Source organism: Micromonospora luteifusca (assembly GCF_016907275.1).
Taxonomy (GTDB): Bacteria; Actinomycetota; Actinomycetes; order Mycobacteriales; family Micromonosporaceae; genus Micromonospora; species Micromonospora luteifusca.
Window position 1 is genome coordinate 6128493 of the sequence record NZ_JAFBBP010000001.1, and the last position, 17715, is coordinate 6146207.

13 protein-coding genes are annotated in these 17715 nt (G+C 71.1%); 4 read left to right on the top strand and 9 right to left on the bottom strand.

Annotated elements, in window-relative coordinates; translation table 11 throughout:
* Nucleotides 1-19 precede the first annotated feature (19 nt).
* Nucleotides 20-490 (bottom strand): hypothetical protein, encoded by a 471-nt coding sequence (locus tag JOD64_RS27700; RefSeq protein ID WP_239559695.1) that lies wholly within the window; start codon nt 488-490, stop codon nt 20-22.
* Nucleotides 491-795: 305 nt separating this feature from the next.
* On the opposite strand from JOD64_RS27700, the gene JOD64_RS27705 reads away from it, so the two are divergent.
* Nucleotides 796-996, top strand: coding sequence for a hypothetical protein (locus JOD64_RS27705; RefSeq protein WP_204944932.1), 201 nt, complete (start codon nt 796-798; stop codon nt 994-996).
* 58 nt (nt 997-1054) lie between these two features.
* Here JOD64_RS27705 and JOD64_RS27710 read toward each other — a convergent pair whose 3' ends face one another.
* From JOD64_RS27710 to JOD64_RS27740, 7 genes are all read right to left on the bottom strand, one after another.
* Nucleotides 1055-2740 carry an NACHT domain-containing protein gene (locus JOD64_RS27710; protein WP_204944933.1) on the bottom strand — a complete coding sequence of 562 codons (1686 nt, stop codon included), beginning with the start codon at nt 2738-2740 and terminating at the stop codon, nt 1055-1057.
* The gene (locus JOD64_RS27715) at nt 2737-4182 is read right to left on the bottom strand and encodes a VWA domain-containing protein (protein ID WP_204944934.1); all 1446 of its coding nucleotides are present in this window, start codon (nt 4180-4182) and stop codon (nt 2737-2739) included. Before JOD64_RS27715 ends, JOD64_RS27710 begins: the two co-directional genes overlap by 4 nt.
* A gap of 35 nt (nt 4183-4217) precedes the next feature.
* On the bottom strand, nt 4218-6362 hold the full coding sequence (locus JOD64_RS27720) for a serine/threonine-protein kinase (RefSeq protein WP_204944935.1): 2145 nt from the start codon (nt 6360-6362) through the stop codon (nt 4218-4220).
* Entirely contained in the window at nt 6359-7219 is an 861-nt protein-coding gene (locus JOD64_RS27725; RefSeq protein WP_204944936.1) for a hypothetical protein, read from the bottom strand. Before JOD64_RS27725 ends, JOD64_RS27720 begins: the two co-directional genes overlap by 4 nt.
* Before the next feature lie 12 nt (nt 7220-7231).
* The gene (locus JOD64_RS27730; RefSeq protein ID WP_204944937.1) at nt 7232-8326 is read right to left on the bottom strand and encodes a transporter substrate-binding domain-containing protein; all 1095 of its coding nucleotides are present in this window, start codon (nt 8324-8326) and stop codon (nt 7232-7234) included.
* 20 nt (nt 8327-8346) lie between these two features.
* The gene (locus tag JOD64_RS27735) at nt 8347-9705 is read right to left on the bottom strand and encodes a GlnX family signal transduction membrane protein (RefSeq protein ID WP_204944938.1); all 1359 of its coding nucleotides are present in this window, start codon (nt 9703-9705) and stop codon (nt 8347-8349) included.
* A gap of 435 nt (nt 9706-10140) precedes the next feature.
* The gene (locus JOD64_RS27740; RefSeq protein ID WP_204944939.1) at nt 10141-10569 is read right to left on the bottom strand and encodes a hypothetical protein; all 429 of its coding nucleotides are present in this window, start codon (nt 10567-10569) and stop codon (nt 10141-10143) included.
* A 466-nt stretch (nt 10570-11035) separates the two neighbouring features.
* Between JOD64_RS27740 and JOD64_RS27745 the strand changes: the two genes are divergently transcribed.
* Entirely contained in the window at nt 11036-11671 is a 636-nt protein-coding gene (locus tag JOD64_RS27745; protein ID WP_204944940.1) for a hypothetical protein, read from the top strand.
* 72 nt (nt 11672-11743) lie between these two features.
* Here JOD64_RS27745 and glnA read toward each other — a convergent pair whose 3' ends face one another.
* Nucleotides 11744-13168, bottom strand: a complete 1425-nt coding sequence (glnA, locus tag JOD64_RS27750; protein ID WP_204944941.1) for a type I glutamate--ammonia ligase — start codon at nt 13166-13168, stop codon at nt 11744-11746.
* A gap of 292 nt (nt 13169-13460) precedes the next feature.
* On the opposite strand from glnA, the gene JOD64_RS27755 reads away from it, so the two are divergent.
* Nucleotides 13461-14915: an alkaline phosphatase PhoX gene (locus JOD64_RS27755; protein ID WP_204944942.1), complete on the top strand. Its 1455-nt coding sequence runs from the start codon at nt 13461-13463 to the stop codon at nt 14913-14915.
* Between the two features lie 197 nt (nt 14916-15112).
* Nucleotides 15113-17710: a class III lanthionine synthetase LanKC gene (lanKC, locus tag JOD64_RS27760; RefSeq protein WP_204944943.1), complete on the top strand. Its 2598-nt coding sequence runs from the start codon at nt 15113-15115 to the stop codon at nt 17708-17710.
* Nucleotides 17711-17715: the final 5 nt, after the last annotated feature.

Sequence of the window (17715 nt, forward strand, 5' to 3'; positions counted from 1 at the left end):
GGGACCGATTACCGCGATGTCACTGTGGTGCCCGGGTGGCTGGAACCTCGTGTGGGCAGTCGACGGTCACGGGGGTGATGTCGCGGGGCCCACTGGTCTGTCGGCGAACATCGAAGCGCACGCAAATGTTGTAGGACACCTCGTCGCCGGCCAGCCAGCCCTCAGACACGCGGCCCACCATCATGATTTCCACTGTGGCCAATAGGCCAACCCCGCGCTCGTCAGGATCGTGGATTGAGGAGGTGAGCCGCTCGCCTCCGGTCTCGGCGACGAGCCGGTTGAGGACGGACTGGTTGCTTTTCCAGCCCTTCAGACTGGTTGAGTCGGTCGCCCATGGTTCGGTCTCGTGGGCGACCTGTTCGGCCCTCTCCAAGGCCCATTCGCGAGCCCTGTCGTGGCCTGAGGGGGCGCATCCAGCGGAAGGCAGCACGACGAGGCAGGCCAACAGCGCGCGGACGCCTGTCCACCCCCAGCGGGCTGGTTCGAGCACTCGTCGACTATCGATGATGTGTCGCGACATGACGCCAGAAAATCCCCGATCTCGTCGTCGCGCATCCGTCCGGGTACTCAGCGCGGGTACTGAGTCACCATGACCAATGACCCCCGCCACCAAAACCGGCTCACACATCGTGCTACAGCCGTGTGTTAAAGTCGGATGGACTTGCTCAGGCGGTCTGCTCGGCGACCAGATGCCCGTCGGCAGAGGCCCTGACCTGCTGTGGCCAGCCGGCACAGCTACTCAGGGTGCGAATCAACGCGCTTTCGAAGCTGATGGTCGTCCGGCAGGATGGCGGCGTGGACGCCTGGCAGTCGATCGACGACCTCATCGTGCAACGGCGGATCATCCTGGCGATGCAGGCGATCCGCCAGGCCGAGGGATGCAGCCTCCAGCGAGCGATTGACGTCTTCGCGGAGCGGTACGAGCTTCTACGGCGGACGAGGCCCGATGACTTCCACGTCTCCCGTGACGAGTACGGGCACGGTGTCTATACCTGACCGGCTGGGTGACGATCCGCTTGGGCGGCCGTATGCCGTGCCCGGGCCGTGCGGTCGACTATGGGTGGCCGTCGGCGCGGAAGAAGCGCGTGACGGCCAGGCGTGTGGCCCTGGACCGGTTCCCGTCTGCGCCGATTTTGAACAGCAGGTCCCGGTCGGCCTGGTTCGCGGCCAGCGTGCGCAACAGCGACAGGCAGGTGCGGCTGGTGTCGCCGACCGGGTCGGCGGCCCAGTGCCCCAGCAACGCCGCCAGTACCTCGGTCCGTAGCCCGGGGTCGTCGGTGCCTCGGACCGCGTCGGTGCTGACCAGCAGATGTCCGACGGCAGCGGCCCAGCTCGGTTCCGCCAGCCGGTCGCGCAGCAGCGCCTCTGGCGCTTCCATCCGCTGAAACACCTGCACCCCCACGAACCGCGTGCTGGTGGTGTTCATCAGAGACGTCCAGGCTTCCGGGCTCCACTGCCGGGTCAGCGGCCCGGCCGCCAGGTGGTCGATCAGGCTGGGCCAGACCGAGACCAGGGCATCCCGGTCGGCGCGGAAGAGGTCGGTGGCGAGCAGCAGGTCCCGGATCTGCTGCGGCCAGTTGTCGAGATGCTGGGCCGGTGGGTAGGGCGCGTGCTCCGCCGACCACTTCGCCACCTCGGCGACCGGGTCCGCGCCGGCCGCCGCCGCCGTGGCGGCGACCTCTACCAGTTCGGTGTGCCGCTCGGCGAGCCAGTCGGCGATCGCCGGGCCGTGCGGCGGGTGGTCGCGCAATGCCCGGCAGGTGGCGTCGAGGCTGCCCCGGCCGCCGTGCAGCAGGGCCTGCACGAAGTCCTCGAACAGCGCCGCCGGGCCGGGCCGGCTGACCGGGGCTGCCCGGCGGTTGCGCCAGACCAGGGCGGCGACGGTGGCGACCAGCGGGTTGCGCACCGGGTCGGTGATCCGCTGGGTATGCGTCCAGGTGAGGAAGCCCTGGGCCTCGCCGTGGTCCGGGAACCACCGGCCGGCCAGCGCGGTGACGTCGGCGCGGGTGAACGGCGCGAGCTGGTACGCGGGATAGTCCTCCCCGAGCGTGGCCAGTTCGTCGGCGTCCAGTGGCCGGGTGGTGACCAGGATCCGGCACGGCGAGGCGTCCCTTGCCGCGGAGCGGCCCGCCTCGGCGAGCCGGTTGAGCACGTTGCCCCGGTCGCCCGGGTCGGCGACGGCGTCCACCCGGTCCACGCAGATCAGCCAGCGCACGCCGGGTGCCGGCGGCCGGCGGAAGTCCAGCGGTGCCTCGCCGTACGCGTCGCGCAGCGCATCGGGCAGCGCGTGGTGGACCAGCGCGGCGGCCGGCAGACGCACCAGGACCGGTCCGACGGGCCGACTCCGCCGGCGGCCCCGGGAGCGGAGCCAACGCTCGGCGGACCGGGCGCTCTCGTACGCGATCAGCGCGGTCTTTCCGCTGCCCGGCTCGCCGACCAGCAGCACGTTCCGGGTGCCGGTGAACAGCTGTGCCGCGTCGACCGCCTCCTCGGCCCGGCCCAGCCGGGGCACCGCCCGTCGGGGCACGTACACCTCGGAGAGCGGGGGTACCTGCGCGTCGAAGTGGTGCGGGTGGACGATCCCCGCGTCGGTCTCCCGCTCCCACAGCCGGGTCAGCGTCGACCACCAGCCCTGTCGGCTCCGGTCGCGCAGATGCTGGCGGACGGCGACTGCGGCGGCGGCCAGCGCCAGGCTGCCGCTCACCACGCTGGCGACCTTGTCCCAGACATCCAGGGTCATCGGCGCTCCGGCACCGCTTCGCCGGTGCCGTGCTCAGCCCCGCACACCTGGCAGTACGCCCCGAGCTGCCGCTCCCCGCAGTGCGACCAGGGGGCGGCCCGGGGCGCCGGTGTGGGCGGGCGGCGCTCGTCGGCGGCCGCGCCCCACCGGGTGGTGGTGTGCACCACGACCCGGGACGACTCGGCCAGCCGCCAGTCGACGCCAACCTTGAGTCGGACCAGACCGGCTGCGGCGTCGTGCACGTCCACGATCCGGGCGATCCGCTGCACGTCGGCGTCCTTGCCGGTGGCGTGGGCGAGCGCCACCGCCCGCCCGAGTTTCTCCTCAGCCTCAGCGATCCGGTCCTCGCGGGCTGCGGCGAGGCCACTGTGGAACGCCGTGGCGTAGTCCTGCTGCACGGTGTAGAAGGCGACGCTGGGGTGGATCTCCGAGTGGCTCAGCACATCGTCGGTCCACTCCACGGTCAGCGGCACCTCTACCGGGGCCTCGCCGGTCTCGGTGTCGACGCTGAGCCAGCCGATGCGCCGCCGGGTGCCGGCGGCGAGTGGGTCCACCTCCAAGCCGACGTGGTAGTCCCGGCGGTCCTGCGGGCTCCAGGCGCCGATCGGGTACCCGGTGGTCAACTCGCCGGCCGGCTCGCCACGCCCGGTGAGGTCGGCGATGGCCGGGTGTACCTGCTTGACGAACCGGACCCGGGCCAGCTCGGTGGTGCGGATCCGCAGCCGCGCGTTCGCCACCCGCCGGGCCATCGCCCGGGCCAGGACCGTCCGGAACTCGTCACCGAGGCCGGCGAGGTCCTCCACCGGGACCACCGGGTTGGCGCCCAGCGCCTCGGCGATGCCGAGCAGTTCGGTCGCGTCCCAGTCGTGCACGCCGTCGGCCGAGCCGATCGCCCGACAGTCGACGGTGAGGTGGCCCTCGCACTCCTGGACCGCGGCCCGCAGGTCGTCGGGGTGCTGGGTCTCGTTGCGGCCGTCGGTGAGCAGGATGGCGTGCCCGATCGCGTCCGGCCGGGTCGCCAGCAGTTGCCGGGCCAGCAGCAGCCAGGTGCCGATGGCGGTGCCGCCGTGCGGTGAGACGGATTTCAGCGCGCGGCGGGCGGCAGCCCGGGTGCGTTCGTCGGCGACCGCCAGCCGCACCTCAGCCGGGAAGACCATGGTGGCGGTGCCGGTGCCGGCGACCACCGCGAAGGCGACCCCGTCGGGTAGGGCGTCGATCGCGGCGATGCTCGCCTGCCGGGCGGCCTGCATCTTGGCCTGCGGCGCGCCCATCGACCCCGACGTGTCCAGCAGGATCACCTCGGCCAGCCCGTCGTGGCGTACGTTGCTGGCCGGTTCCGGGCCGTGCACGGTCGCGATCACGTCGAGCACCGCGCCGTCCGCCGGCAGGAATTCCCGGTGGTGCGCGGTGACCGCGAGCGGCGGGCCGTCGGCGGGTTTCATCGGTGCCTTCCTTCCGTCGGAGCCGTCGGCCGCGGTCACCACCACGTCACCGGACGGTACGAGTTGGCCAGGTCGACCAGTGCGATCCGCTCCCGCTGGTCGGCGGTGCGCCGGGCGCGCGAGCGGCACCGGCGTTCGAAGGCGCGGCGCAGGCTGTCGTCGTCGAGCGGTTGCCCGAACAACCGCCGGCCGGCGTGCTCGGAGCCGGCCAGGTCGCAGCTGAGCGCGATCCGCAGGATGTGCGACTCGACCGTCTCGCGCTCGGCGAACGGCGGCAGCTTGTCCACGATCGCGGCCGCCTCCAGCGCGGTGGCCAGCCGACGCCCGTCGTCTGGCGCGTCGAGCAGGATGCGCACCGCGCAGGCGACCGCCTCGGTGCAGGCGCGGGAGGATTCCGGCACGCTCAGCAGGGCGTTGGCGGCCCCGCGCGGATCGGCCGTGGCCAGCCGGCAGCGGGCCAGCCCGAACGCGGCCGCCAATACCCCCCGGTCGGTGTCCCACACGCCCCGGTAGTGGTCGGCGGCGGCATCCGGGTTGTCGGCGAGTTCGCAGGCGACCGCGTACGCCAGCCGGGTGGAGACCTCGCCGGGCAGCCAGTCGTACACCTGCTGGAACCAGCGTAGGGCGAGGTCGGTTTCCTGCTTGCCCAGGGCCACCAGGCCCCGGTGCCACCACAGTGCCCAGTCCCGTTGGTGGTCGACGGGGATGTCAGCAAGCAGCGCCTCCGCCTCAACCCCCCGGCCGGCGGCGAGGTGAGCGCGCACCGCCCGGTAGACCACCTGCGCGGTCCGTTCGGGCGCGGTGGCCAGCAGTTCGATGAGTTCGTCGGGCTCGGCGGGGCCGAGCGAGGCGAGGAAGCCAGCTGCGGGGTCGGTGCCGTCGACCAGCGGCACCGGCAGACCCAGCAGCACCTCCACCGGGTTCACCGTGTCATCGGTGTGCAGGGCGAACGCGCACGCCGAAGGGCTGAACAGGGTGGAGCGGCTGGGCCGGGCCTCGCCGTCGGCGGCGGAGGCGACCTGCAGGCGTACGCCCTGGACCTGTTCACGCATCTGCGCGGCGGAGCCGAACCGGTCGGCCGGGTCGATGGCGGTGGCCCGGGCGAGCAGACGCAGGAACGGGTCGAGCCGGGCCGGCGTGGGCAACCGCAGCAACTCCTCCCCGGCGGCGACCCGGGACACGTTCGTCGACTGGGTGACCAGGGTCAACGCGGCGAGAGTCCGCCCGACGGTGTAGATGTCAGAGCGAACGCTGGGCCCGGCCGCGCCGAGCCGCTTGACCTCCGGGGCGGTGAATCCCTCGGTACCCCAGGCCGGGCTCACCCGGTTGTCGATCTTCCGGGCGGCGCCGAAGTCGACCAGCTTGATCGCGTCGTCGCCGACTCCGCCGCCGACCCGCATCACGTTCTCGGGTTTGAGGTCGCAGTAGAGCCAACCCTGGTCGTGCAGGTAGTCGAACGCGTCGAGGATCTGCACCCCGTACCCGAGGGCCTGGGTCGGGTCGAGGGCAGCGGCCCGCCCGCCCGGGCCCGCCGCGCTGCGTGCCTCCTCCAGGGTGCCGCCGTTGACGTACTCCATCACCAGGTAGCCGGTGTCGTGGTGCGCCTCGGGGCGCAGCGCGTGGGTGATGGTGACGATGCGCGGGTGGTTCAGCGCGATCAGCGCCTGCCGTTCGGCGACGAACGCCGCGACCGCCTCCCGGTCCTCCGGGTTGCGTTGCCCCTTGAGCACCCGCCAGGCACCGTCCATGTCCTGGTCGCGGGCGAGGAACACCCACCCCACCCCGCCGTTGCCGAGGCACCCGGCGATCTCGTAGCGCGCGGCCCGCACGTCGCCGACGGCCAGCGGCGGGGTGAACGAGTAGCGGGTGCCGCAGTTCGGGCAGTGGCCGCTGATCCGGGGCAGCCGGGTGTGGCAGGTGGTGCTCGCGCAGATCCGGGAGTGTTCCGGCACGACCGGCTCGGCGAGCACGGCGGTCAGCGGGTCCCGGGGGCGGGCCGCTGGGAACTGCACCGGTTCCTCCCAGGGCTGGGACGACGGCAACGCCGGACGGGGCACGAACCGTGTCACCGGGGCCCCGCCACGACCATCGCACTCGTGCCCCCACAACCGGCAGAACCCGTCCGCGTCCACCTCGCCGGAGCAGTGGCGTTCCACGCAGCTTTGGCTGGTCACCGTCATCGGGCTCCTCCGTTCACGGCCTGTTGGTAGGCGCGTACCGCCCGGCTCGCGGCGGCCACCTCGAACGACCCGGGACGCAGCCCGGCCACCGCGTCCCGGTAGGACTCTTCCAGTTCGGGATGTTCGGCTCGGCCCTCGTCGGCGGCCTTCTGCCGGTACGCCTCCAGCCGCCCGCTCAGCTCACGGTGGCACCGGCTGCGCAGGCCGCGCCGGATCGCATCAACCCGTTCCAGGTCCCGGTCGAGGGCCTCGCCCAGAGCCTCGGCGTCGGTGTCGGGCCGGTGGCCCGGATCGGCGGCGGCGAGCCGGCCGAGCAGCCCGTCGGCGGCGAGCGGGGCGATCGGGTCGGTGGCGCCGCCCAGCCCCTCGGAGGCGGCCTCCGCCGCGAGCCGGCGGAGCCGGTCCAGCGACGACCGGACCCGGAACCCACGCTCGGCCAGCCGGTACGGGTCGGGTGCCGGCCGCTCGTCGGCAGAGGCCGCGACGAGCGCGCGGATCTGATCGGCCTGGTCGGCGGCGTTCTGCACGATCCGGGTCACCCTCAGCTCTTCGACCTGGACCTGGTCACCGGTCGCGGCGGTGAACCGGACCGGGCAGGGCCCGGCGAGCAGTTGAATCAGCGCCGCCTCGTCTGCGGGCTGCGTCGGGTCGAGCCGGGCCAAGGCGTCCTTGCGCTGGACGAGGGCCAGCGTCAGGCAGTTCAGCCGCAGCAGATGCTCCCGCGCCGCCCGCGCGGCGGGTTGGCTGTCGGTCGGCGGAAACCGGCCGGCGACCGCGCGTTCCATGTCCTCCATCAGGTCGCAGACGCGGACGTGGGCGGTATTGAAGGCCTCCAGCCGGTCCTGGACGGTCAGCATTCGTCGGCCTCCTCAGTCCGTCGGGGCGGCGGACGGGCGCGGCGGTGGCCAGGAGGTGACCGGTTCGCCGGGCGAGGGCATCATCGGCGTCCGCGCGCCGGTGCCCGGGTCCCGTCCCGCGTCCGGATGCCCGACGAGCCATCTGGCGTGTGCTGTCAGCCACGCCTGCCGGGTACCGGGCAGGGCGAGGGCGTGGTTGACGAAGGCGGCCAACTCCAGGTCCTCCAGACGGAACGCGAAGGCGTGCGGCTCGTCGGTGAACCAGCGGCAGTCGTCGCTGAGGTTGTACGTGCAGAATCGCTGGTCCGGCCGGGGCGGCTCGGTGACCAGCATGGTGTCGGGGGCCATCTGGGCGAAGCCCTGCAGGATGTTCTCGTCGGTGCTGACCCCGTCGACCTGGCCCTGGCGCAGCATCACCAGGCAGTCGATGGAGTGTTCCGCCGCCACCGGCACCAGCCGCTGTCCGCCGGCCGTCTGGTAGCGGCGGATGGCGGCCAGCGAGGTGGTGTTGTTGGCGGCGCAGACCCGATGACCGCCGAGCTGTTCCACACCGGCGAACTCCGGCCGACCCTCGCGTGCCCGGACCAGCACCGTCTGCCCGGAGTCGAGGTAGTCGTTGGAGAAGAGCACCTCCTTGGCGCGTTCGCAGGACGCGGTGAGTGAGGTGGCGATCAGGTCGATCTCGCCGCGGTTGAGCATCTCGAAAGCGCCCTGGCCGGGCGGGACGACCCGGAACTCGATCCGGTCGCGGGGGTTGCCCTCCGGCCAGAGCGCCCGGGCCACCTCCAGCAGCAGGTCGATGTTGAAACCCTCGAACTGCTGCGTCGACGAGTTCCAGTGGCTCATGGTCGCGTCGGACGGGTCGACACCCGCGACCAGCCTCTGCTCGTCCCCACGGGCGAGGATCCGCTGCGGTGGGTTTGCGCTGGCCGGGAGGCTGCGCCGTACCGGACAGATCGGGGTTGCCTCCCCGGACGGGGTGAGGGTCTGCGCCCCGGGCGGGCCGGCGGGCGGCGCGGGCGTGGTCGCCACCGGCGCGGTGCACCCGGCCAGGGTCGCCAGCAGTACGCCGGCAAGCAGCGTCCGGGCCGTCGAGGAAATCGCCATCGGACCTCCGCCGCCGGTGTTCACTGGTACTCCAGGTAGCGCTGGCGTAGGCCGGCGACCACGCCGGCCCCGGCGAGCAGGGTGAGCCAGGCGGCCGCGCCGCCGAACTGTCGAGGGGCCGCGGGTAGTTGCTCCAGCGCGTCGTCCGCGCGGTCGCCGTCGGCGTTCAGGGCCTTCTTGAGGTTGCTCTTCTCCTCTTCGAAGGACTGGCCGATCGACCCGTCCCGGAGCACTGTGTTGACGGCTTTGCTGAACGCGTCCTGGGTTTTGCTCTGTCGGGCGGTCCAGACCTCGTTGATGGCCGGGCAGTCGAGCGACGAGGTCCGGGCCTGCGGGTCGGGGCAGACCCCTCGGGCGTAGAAGTCAGCCTGGTGTCCCGCCGGGTCGACGCTGGCCCCGAGGGCCAGGTAGAGGTCGGCGCGTCCGGCGAGCAGGTCGCCCAGGGTCTGCTGGCTGGTGTTCTGCGCCGCGATCGCCGTTTCCAGGTCGCCGAACTGATCGTCGGCGGCCGGCCAGTGCCACCACGAGGCGACCAGCATGGCCAGCACGGCCACGGCGGCGCCCGAGGCGAGCAGCAGCCCGGCGTTCAACCGCCGCCGGGTGCGGCGACGCAACCAGAGCTGGGTGGCGACGAGGGCGCCGAGCAGCGCCAGGGGCACCAGCACCGAAGCGGCCACCCAGGGCCGGGCGTCGGCCCGGGCGTGCAGCAGCCGCCGAGTGTCGTCGTCCCAGAGTCGCTGGGCCTCGGTGAGCAGTTCGGTGGACATGTAGTGGGACGCCTCGCGGGCGTACGCCGAGGCGAGCACCGCGCGTGCGGTCGACCCGGGGTCCGCCGCCGGTGCTGCCGCCGGTGCTGGTGGGCAGGCCGGTGACGCGCCCGACGGGGCGCCGGCGGTGGCCAGGGCCGCGCAGACCACTCCCCGGTAGACGGTCAGCCGGGAGCCGATCGCGGCCAGCCGGTTCAGCCGGTCGGGGTCGTTGACGGCCCCGCCCATCGCGTCGGTGAGTTGCCGTTCGACGATGTGCACGGCCGTGTCGTAGTCGGTTCGCAGCTTCTCATGCTGGTCAGCGCCCGGGGGTAGCAGGAAGACGGCGCTCGCGGCCACATCGGCGTCGGCCAGCCCCTGGTAGATCTCGCTGGCGGTGCTGCTGGTGGTCACGGCGACATCGGCGGCGCGTTCACCCAGGTTGTCGGCCGGGCCGGAGGATCGCACGGCCACCACGGCGGTGACGAGCAGAGTCAGGATCAGCAGGACCCCGTGCAGCACGATCAGCGCCGGGGTGCTGCGTAACGGGTCCGGGAGCCGGCCGCGGCGGACGGGCCACGCACCCCTCTGGGCGGGCGCGTCAGAGGCCCGCAGCACCGTCTCCTTCGCCATGCACGATCCTCTCTGGCCGGCCGGGGCCGCCCGACGGTGTGGGCGACCGTGGCGGGACGGGGCTGACCTGCCCGTAACGCGCCTCCACTGTAGAACCACCCACCGTAGTCGGACGAGCACGGTGGAGCGACCGATGTTGGGGAGTGGTCAGGGTTGCAGGCCAGCTCAGGTACCCGCACCGACTTGTCCGGTATCCGACGGCTCGGCCGGTTCGGCCGGGTCCGGTGCGAACGACCGGGCCGCAGCCCGTCGTACCCGCACTCCTCCAGCATGGCCAGGGTGCGTTCGCAGGCCGAGGAACGCCTCGAGGTGCGGCGGTGGGGGCTATGCGTGTCGCCAGGTCGGGGTGCGGGTGACGGTCAACCGGCGGACGATGCTGGCTATCGATGCCCAACACTCGCCGTGGACCGCTCTCCGACGGGACGTGGCGGGCCCTCAGGCCTGTGCCGTACGTCCCGTCTTCGCCACCCAGGTTCCGCTGAGTGCGACCACAAACACGAGGGCGGCGAGCATCCAGGCGAGCCAGGATGGGCCGTCGGGACGCACCACGGTCCATGCAACGATCAAGGACCCGATCAGCGCGACCGCCAGGGCTACCAGATAACCGACGCCGACAGCGCTGGCCGGAATGGGCAGGCGAGTTCCCGCGGCTCTCGCCGCGATACGGCTGGTCACTCCCACAAATAGGGCTGCGACGACGAGAAGGGGCCCCGCGATCTGCTGCGGCAAAAGGGCAGTTGCCGCGACTGCAGCGCCTGCGACTATCCCGATTACCGCGTAGTACCACCACGGAGCGACAATCTGGCGTTCAGCAACATTCGACCGGGAAAGCGGCTCTTGTTCTTCTGCTGGGGCCGGTCCCATAGCCGCCAGTCAACACCTGGCCCCATGTTGTGTCAAGCTCTTCACGAATGGGGGTAGCGGTGGGGTGAGGCCGGTTCTCTCGCTGATCGACGACGCCGTCCAGATCAGTCGCGATCGCCTTGCGGGTTCACGCGTACGAGACGGAATCTTCCCGAATGAAGGTGTAGCGGTGGGTGAGTTGGGCCTGCTGCACCGATAGGCGACATCTGAGCTGGCGCGCACCGTAGGCGGGCGGGAGTGACGGCCGAGCAGATCGCCAAGGGCGTCGGGATGCACCCCGATGACGTCGTTCAAATGGCTGCGCCAGGCCAATGTCAACCCAGGTTCCATGCCTGCGTTACCCGCCCGGGGACACCCGCGCACCGAGGAAGCCCTGTCCTCAGCACCTATCACCGAACTGCTTGACGACGTGTTCGCCGCATTGTCGGGACAGCGGGCGCGCGTCGGTCGATGAGAGCATCGGCCGATGCGGGTTCTCTTCGACGGCCAGGTACCGGTCGCGTACGGGCAGGTCTATGTGATGAGCCGTGACCTGCCAGGCATGGAGGCGGCATTCGCTGGGCAGGTGAACGGCCTCTGCGGGGCCAGCCGGCCGGGCGTGTTGTTTCTGATGACTGGCACGGACACGGGGCGGGTCCGGTTCACGATCGAGTTGCATGACATTGAGCCGCCGGCGGCAGCGCAGGAGTGGGAGGAGGTGGTGGAGGTGTCGTTTCTGCCGGGGGCCGCGGTGGTCGACCTGGTCCCGTGGGGGGACGGGTCACTCGCCCGGCTGCCGCTGACTCCGGAAGGGCAGGACACCGGCGGGCTGCCGGTCTACCGGGTGCGGTACTGCGCCGTGGGCATGGACGAGGGGCATGACCCGTTCGGCGGGATCGACCCTGACGACCTTGACGAGGACGACGACACCTACCTGGATCGGCGGCCGGACCGCTACCTGGTGTGCTTGTGGCCGGAGGCAAGAACGGGCGGCGGTCCGAGTGACGGCGTGACGCGCGCCGACGCGATCCTGCGCCAGACCAGCGGCGGCGCGGCCTACTGGCACGCCTGGGCGCGCGCGTTGCCGCCCCCCGCCGAGCCTCTGCGAGCAGATCGAGGCTGACCTGCGCGAGCTGCGGAGGGCCTGGACCACCTGGCCGCCGAGACCGCCGCTCGCTGAGATGTCGAGGGGTGTTCAGCAGTCGAAGTAGAGCGCGAACTCGTGCGGCGTTGGGCGTAGTGCCATGGGTTGGACCTCGTTGGCCCGCTTCCACTCGATCCAGGTGGAGATCAGGTCCGGGGTGAAGACGCCGCCGTCGAGCAGGTAGTCGTGGTCGTGGGCCAGGGAGTCCAACGCGTGCGCGAGGGAGGCGGGGACCTGTTTGACGTCGCCCCATTCCTCCGGCGGGAGGTCGTAGAGGTCCTTGTCGATCGGCGTCGGAGGCTCGATCTTGCTCTTGATGCCGTCGAGGCCGGCCATCATCATGGCGGAGAAGGCCAGGTAGACGTTGGCTGACGGGTCCGGGACGCGGAACTCGACGCGCTTGGCCTTCGGGTTCGCGCCGGTGACTGGGATGCGGGTGCAGGCGGAGCGGTTGCGCTGGGAGTAGACCAGGTTGACCGGTGCTTCGAAGCCGGGCACGAGGCGACGGTAGGAGTTGATCGTCGGGTTGGTGAAGGCCAGCAGCGACGGTGCGTGGTGTAGCAGGCCGCCGATGTACCAGCGGGCCATGTCGGACAGGCCCGCGTAGCCGGTCTCGTCGTAGAAGAGCGGTTCACCGTTGAGCCAGAGGCTTTGGTGGGTGTGCATGCCGGAGCCGTTGTCGCCGAACAGTGGCTTGGGCATGAAGGTGGCGGTCTTGCCGTTGGCCCAGGCTTCGTTCTTCACGATGTACTTGAAGAGTTGCAGTTGGTCGCCGGCGTGCAGCAGGGTGGAGAACCGGTAGTTGATCTCGGACTGGCCGGCGGTGCCCACCTCGTGGTGTGAGCGTTCGACGTTGAAGCCGGTGTCGACGAGGCGCCGGACGATGGAGTCACGTAGGTCGGCGTAGTGGTCGACCGGTGGGACGGGGAAGTAGCCGCCCTTGTAGGCGGTCTTGTAGCCGCGGTTGCCGCCCGGCTCTTCGCGGCCGGTGTTCCACGCGCCCTCGATCGAGTCGATGTAGTAGAACGACTGGTGGGCGGAGGTTTCGTGGCGGATCGAGTCGAAGATGTAGAACTCCGCCTCGGCGCCGAAGTAGGCGGTGTCGGCGATGCCGCTGGCGGCGAGGTACGCCTCGGCCTTCTTCGCGACGTTACGCGGGTCGCGGCTGTAGGCCTCGCGGGTGAACGGGTCGTGGATGAAGAAGTTCAGCGCGAGTGTCTTCTGCGCGCGGAACGGGTCGATGAACGCGGTGGCGACGTCCGGGAGCAGGAGCATGTCCGACTCGTGGATCGCCTGGAAACCGCGGATCGACGAACCGTCGAACGCGAGGCCGTCGGTGAAGAGGTCGTCGTTGACGGACTCGACCGGCAGGTTGAAGTGCTGCATCACGCCGGGCAGGTCACAGAAACGAACGTCGACGAACTTCACGTCCTCGTTCTTGAGGTATCGCAGCAGTTCCTCGGAGTTGGTAAACACAGGTCCCCCCGAAGGCGTGATCCGATCACGGGCCGGACCGCCGGTCCGGTCGGCGCACCCGTGCCTCGACCGTACGACGGCTCACCGGGCGGCGTCGCCCTTCCAGCGGGTTTCGCCGTTCCGGGGCGGCTGCGACCGGATGGGCGCCGACGACGGGTGACCAGACGAGCCGTGAGTGGCCCTGATTCTTAATTTCGATGTCACCTCTCGAACCCTCAGGCGACGTGTCGGTGTCTGCGCGCAGGAGTTTGCTGTGAGCCGTCGCACATACCCTGACCAGGAGCTGATTCGAGTGCCTTCCTCCCGTCGTACCTTCCTCGCGAGCGGCGCCGCCGCCGGCGTGGGCCTTGCCGTCGCCGGTGGGCTGCCGTCCCTCGCTCAGGCCAGCCCCGGCCGGCCGCACTCGCCGGTCAAGGGCGGTCCCGTGCCCTTCCCGCCGCTGGTGGACGACCCCAAGGGCATCCTGGCCCTGCCGGAAGGCTTCAGCTACACGGTGGTGACCCGGACCGGCGTCACCCGACTCGACCGTGGCCAGGGCGTGACGCCGTCGGACCACGACGGCATGGCCGTCTACGACGCCGGCCAGGGCCGTTACACCCTGATCCAGAACCACGAGATCGACCCGGGCGCCGAGTTCGGCGTACCGCACGTCAAGGGCACGGTGTACGACGCGGGCGCCGTTGACGCCGGCGGTTGCACCGTGATCAAAACCGACCGCGCGGGCCGTAACCTGGGCGAGTTCGTCGCCCTCTCCGGCACCATCTCCAACTGCGCTGGCGGGCCGACCCCCTGGGGCACCTGGCTCACCTGTGAGGAGACCGAGGACCGGGCCGGCGACGAGTGGGAAGAGGGCGGCCGGTCCGGCGTCTACCAGAAGGACCACGGGTACGTCTTCGAGGTCTGGGCCGACGGCAGCGCGGACCCGAAGCCCATCAAGTGCTTGGGCCGCTACTCCCACGAGGCCCTGGCGGTCGACAAGGACCGCACCAACATCTACCTCTCCGAAGACGCCGACGAGCCGAACGGCCTCTTCTACCGCTGGTCGGCGCCACGGGGCGTCAAGCTCGGTCCCGGCGTGCTCACCCGCCTCGCACCGAACGCAGGTGTCCTCGCCGCAATGCAGATCATCATGGACGACGGCTCGGTGCTGCCGGACGTCGCCTACCTGACCTCCGCCCAGTTGGGCCGCCCCTTCCCGGTGCGGTGGATCGAGGTGCCGGACCGCGACGCGCGGCACAAGTCCGTGCGCGAGCAGTTCGCCGACGGTCAGGTCACCCGGGGACGCAAGTTCGAAGGTGTGTGGGCCACCGACGAGGGCGTGTACGTGGTCAACTCCTACGCCTGGGACGACGGTGACCTGCCAGCCGACGCCGCGCCGCACGACGGCATGGTCTGGTTCTACAACTTCAGCACCCAGACCATCCAGCTGGTGACGTACTTCCCGCACCAGAGCGCGTCGGAGGAGGGCACGCCGGTCAAGTACAACGACCTCACCTTCGACGGCCCGGACAACGTATCCGTCACCCCGTGGGGCAGCCTGGTGCTCGCCGAGGACGGCACCGGGGCCTCCCACGTGCTCAGTGCGACTCCGGGCGGGCCGACGTACGCGATCGCCCGCAACCAGCTCAACGATTCGGAGTTCTGCGGGCCGACCTTCACCGCCGACGGCAGGGTCCTCTTCGTCAACATGCAGGACCCGGGCCTCACCCTGGCGATCACCGGGCCGTGGGAGAAGTACCTGGGCTGACGGAGTCAGACCGACCGGTGGGGACCAGGTGGTCGGCCTGGTCCCCACCGCGCTGCGGGCCTGACTAATGTCATGAGTGCCCGTGCGCCTCACATCGAACGTCGTGACTGAGTTCACTGGGGCTTGCCACGTCCCGTCCATGAGACTCGACTCAACGCCGGAACACCAGCCGGCCGAGTTCGAGGGGCGGCGGGACGGTGGACGAACGCTACGACAGCTACTGCGCCGCAGATCGACTGTTCTACGACTCGCTCGGCAGCGCCGTCGCGCAGCCCGTCTTCCCGGCCGCCGAACGGCCGATGCCGACCGGCTGGCGCCGCGAGCCGCTCGACGACTGGCTGATCTACGCGCCCGACGGCGGCTCGCTGCCGCAGCAGGGCTGGAAGATCCACGTGTCGGCGGGTCTGGCGAACGCCGAGCGGGTGCTGGACGCGGTCTGGAACTACTGCGTCCCCCGCGGCCTGTCCTTCAAGTTCCTGCGCGGGCCCCGCACGCTGCTGCTGCGCAACTCCAAGTACGCCACCCGCGCCGCCAGCGGCAAGTTCATCACGGTCTATCCCCGCGACGACGCGGAGCTGGAGCTGGCCTGCAAGGAGCTCGACGAACTTCTCACCGGTGAATCCGGGCCGTACATCCTCAGTGATCTCCGCTACGGCACCGGCCCGGTCTACGTGCGCTACGGCGGCTTCGCCGCCCGCTACTGCCACTCGCCTGACGGTCAGGTGGTGCCGGCGATCGAGGACGACTCCGGCACGCTGGTGCCGGACCGCCGTGAGCCCGTCTTTCACGTACCGTCCTGGATCACCCTGCCCGACTTTCTCGGCCCGCACCTGGCCGCCCGGAGTGGAACCAGCACGGACCAGGTGCCCTACCGGATCGAGCGAGTGATCCACTTTTCCAACGGCGGCGGGCTGTACGTGGGCAGGGACCTGCGTACCGACACCGAGGTGGTGCTGAAGGAGGCCCGACCGCACGCCGGCTTGGACGCCGACGGCACCGACGCCGTCGCCCGGCTGGCCCGCGAGGCGGAGGCCCTGCGGCAACTCGCCGACCTGCCGCAGGTGCCGCGGGTGCACGACGAGTTCGCCCTCGGCGATCACCGGTTCCTCGCGCTCGAGTTCATCGAGGGTCGAGCGCTGAACAAGGTGCTGGTCGACCGGTATCCGCTGATCGACGCCGACGCGACCGACGAAGACCGGGCGGCGTACGCCCGATGGGCCCGGCACATCTACGAGCAGGTCGAATCCGTCGTAGCGGCGATCCACGAGCGCGGACTCGTCTACGGGGACCTGCACCTGTTCAACATCATGATCCGGCCGGACGACCGGGTCGTCCTGGTCGACTTCGAGGTGGCCGCCCCGATCGCCGGGCACCGCCGACCCGGGCTGCGCAACCAGGGCTTCGCGGCACCGAGGGACCGGACCGGGCCGGCGGTCGACCGGTACGCCCTGGCGTGCCTGCGGTTGGCGCTGTTCCTGCCACTGACCCAGCTGGTCCGGCTCGCCCCGGCGAAGGTGACCCACCTGGCCGACGTCATCGCCGCGAACTTCCCGGTGCCGAGGTCCTTCCTCGACCCGGCGGTCGAGGAGATCACCGGTGACCCGCGGGCCACCGCGGACCCGCGAGAGGCCCTCGCCGCGGATGACTGGCACACCATGCGGGACCGGTTGACGACAGCGATCATGGCCAGCGCCACTCCCGAGCGAAACGACCGGCTCTTTCCCGGTGACATCGAACAGTTCCGCAGCGGCGGCCTCAACCTCGCCCACGGGGCGGCGGGAGTGCTGTACGCGCTCGACCAGAGCGGAGTCGGGCGGTGGCCCGAGCACGAAGACTGGCTGGTGCGGCGGGCGACAGCGCCCCCGTCCGGCACCCGCTGCGGCTTCTACGACGGGTTGCACGGCGTCGCTTACGCACTCGAGCACCTCGGACGTCGGCAGGACGCGCTCGACGTCGTCGACATCTGCCTGCGCGAATCCTTGGACGGGCTCGACCACAGCCTGGCGAGCGGACTGTCCGGGATCGCGCTCAACCTGGCCGAGTTGGCTGCGCGTACCGGCGAGGTGTCGTTGCACGCCGCCGCGTGGCGGGCCGCCGAGCGGGTGATCGGACAACTGGCCGACGACCCCGGCCCGGACGTCAGCGGCGGACGCAACCCGTACGCCGGGCTGCTACGTGGCCGGACCGGAGCGGCGCTCATGCTGTTGCGGCTCTACGAGCTCGGCGGCGACGACGAACTGTTGGGGCACGCCGCCACCGCCCTGCGTCAGGATCTGCGCCGGTGTGTGCTGCGCCCGGACGGTGCCCTGGAGGTCAACGAGGGTTGGCGCACCATGCCGTACCTGGCACACGGCAGCGTCGGCATCGGGCTGGTCCTCGACCAGTACCTGCGCCATCGCGCCGACGACCGGTTCGCCGAGGCGAGCGCGGGGGTCCGCCGCGCGGCGCGGTCACCGTTCTACGCACAGTCCGGGCTCTTCACCGGCCGGGCCGGCATCATCGCCTACCTCGCCGCCTCGGCCGACGAGGCCGACCGCCGCGAACTCGGTGCGCAGCTGGATCGGCTGACCTGGCACGCGCTGCCGTACCGGGAGGGGATCGCGTTCCCCGGTGAGCAGCTGCTGCGGCTCTCCATGGACTTCGGCACCGGCACCGCCGGCGTGCTCTTCGCGCTGGCCAGCGCGCAGCACGACCAGCCGCCGCCGCTGCCCTTCCTCGCGCCCCTGCCGGGCGCGCAGAGACTCCCTCGCGACAGCGGGGGCGACCTGATCGGCGAACGGATGGAAGGGAGGTGACACGA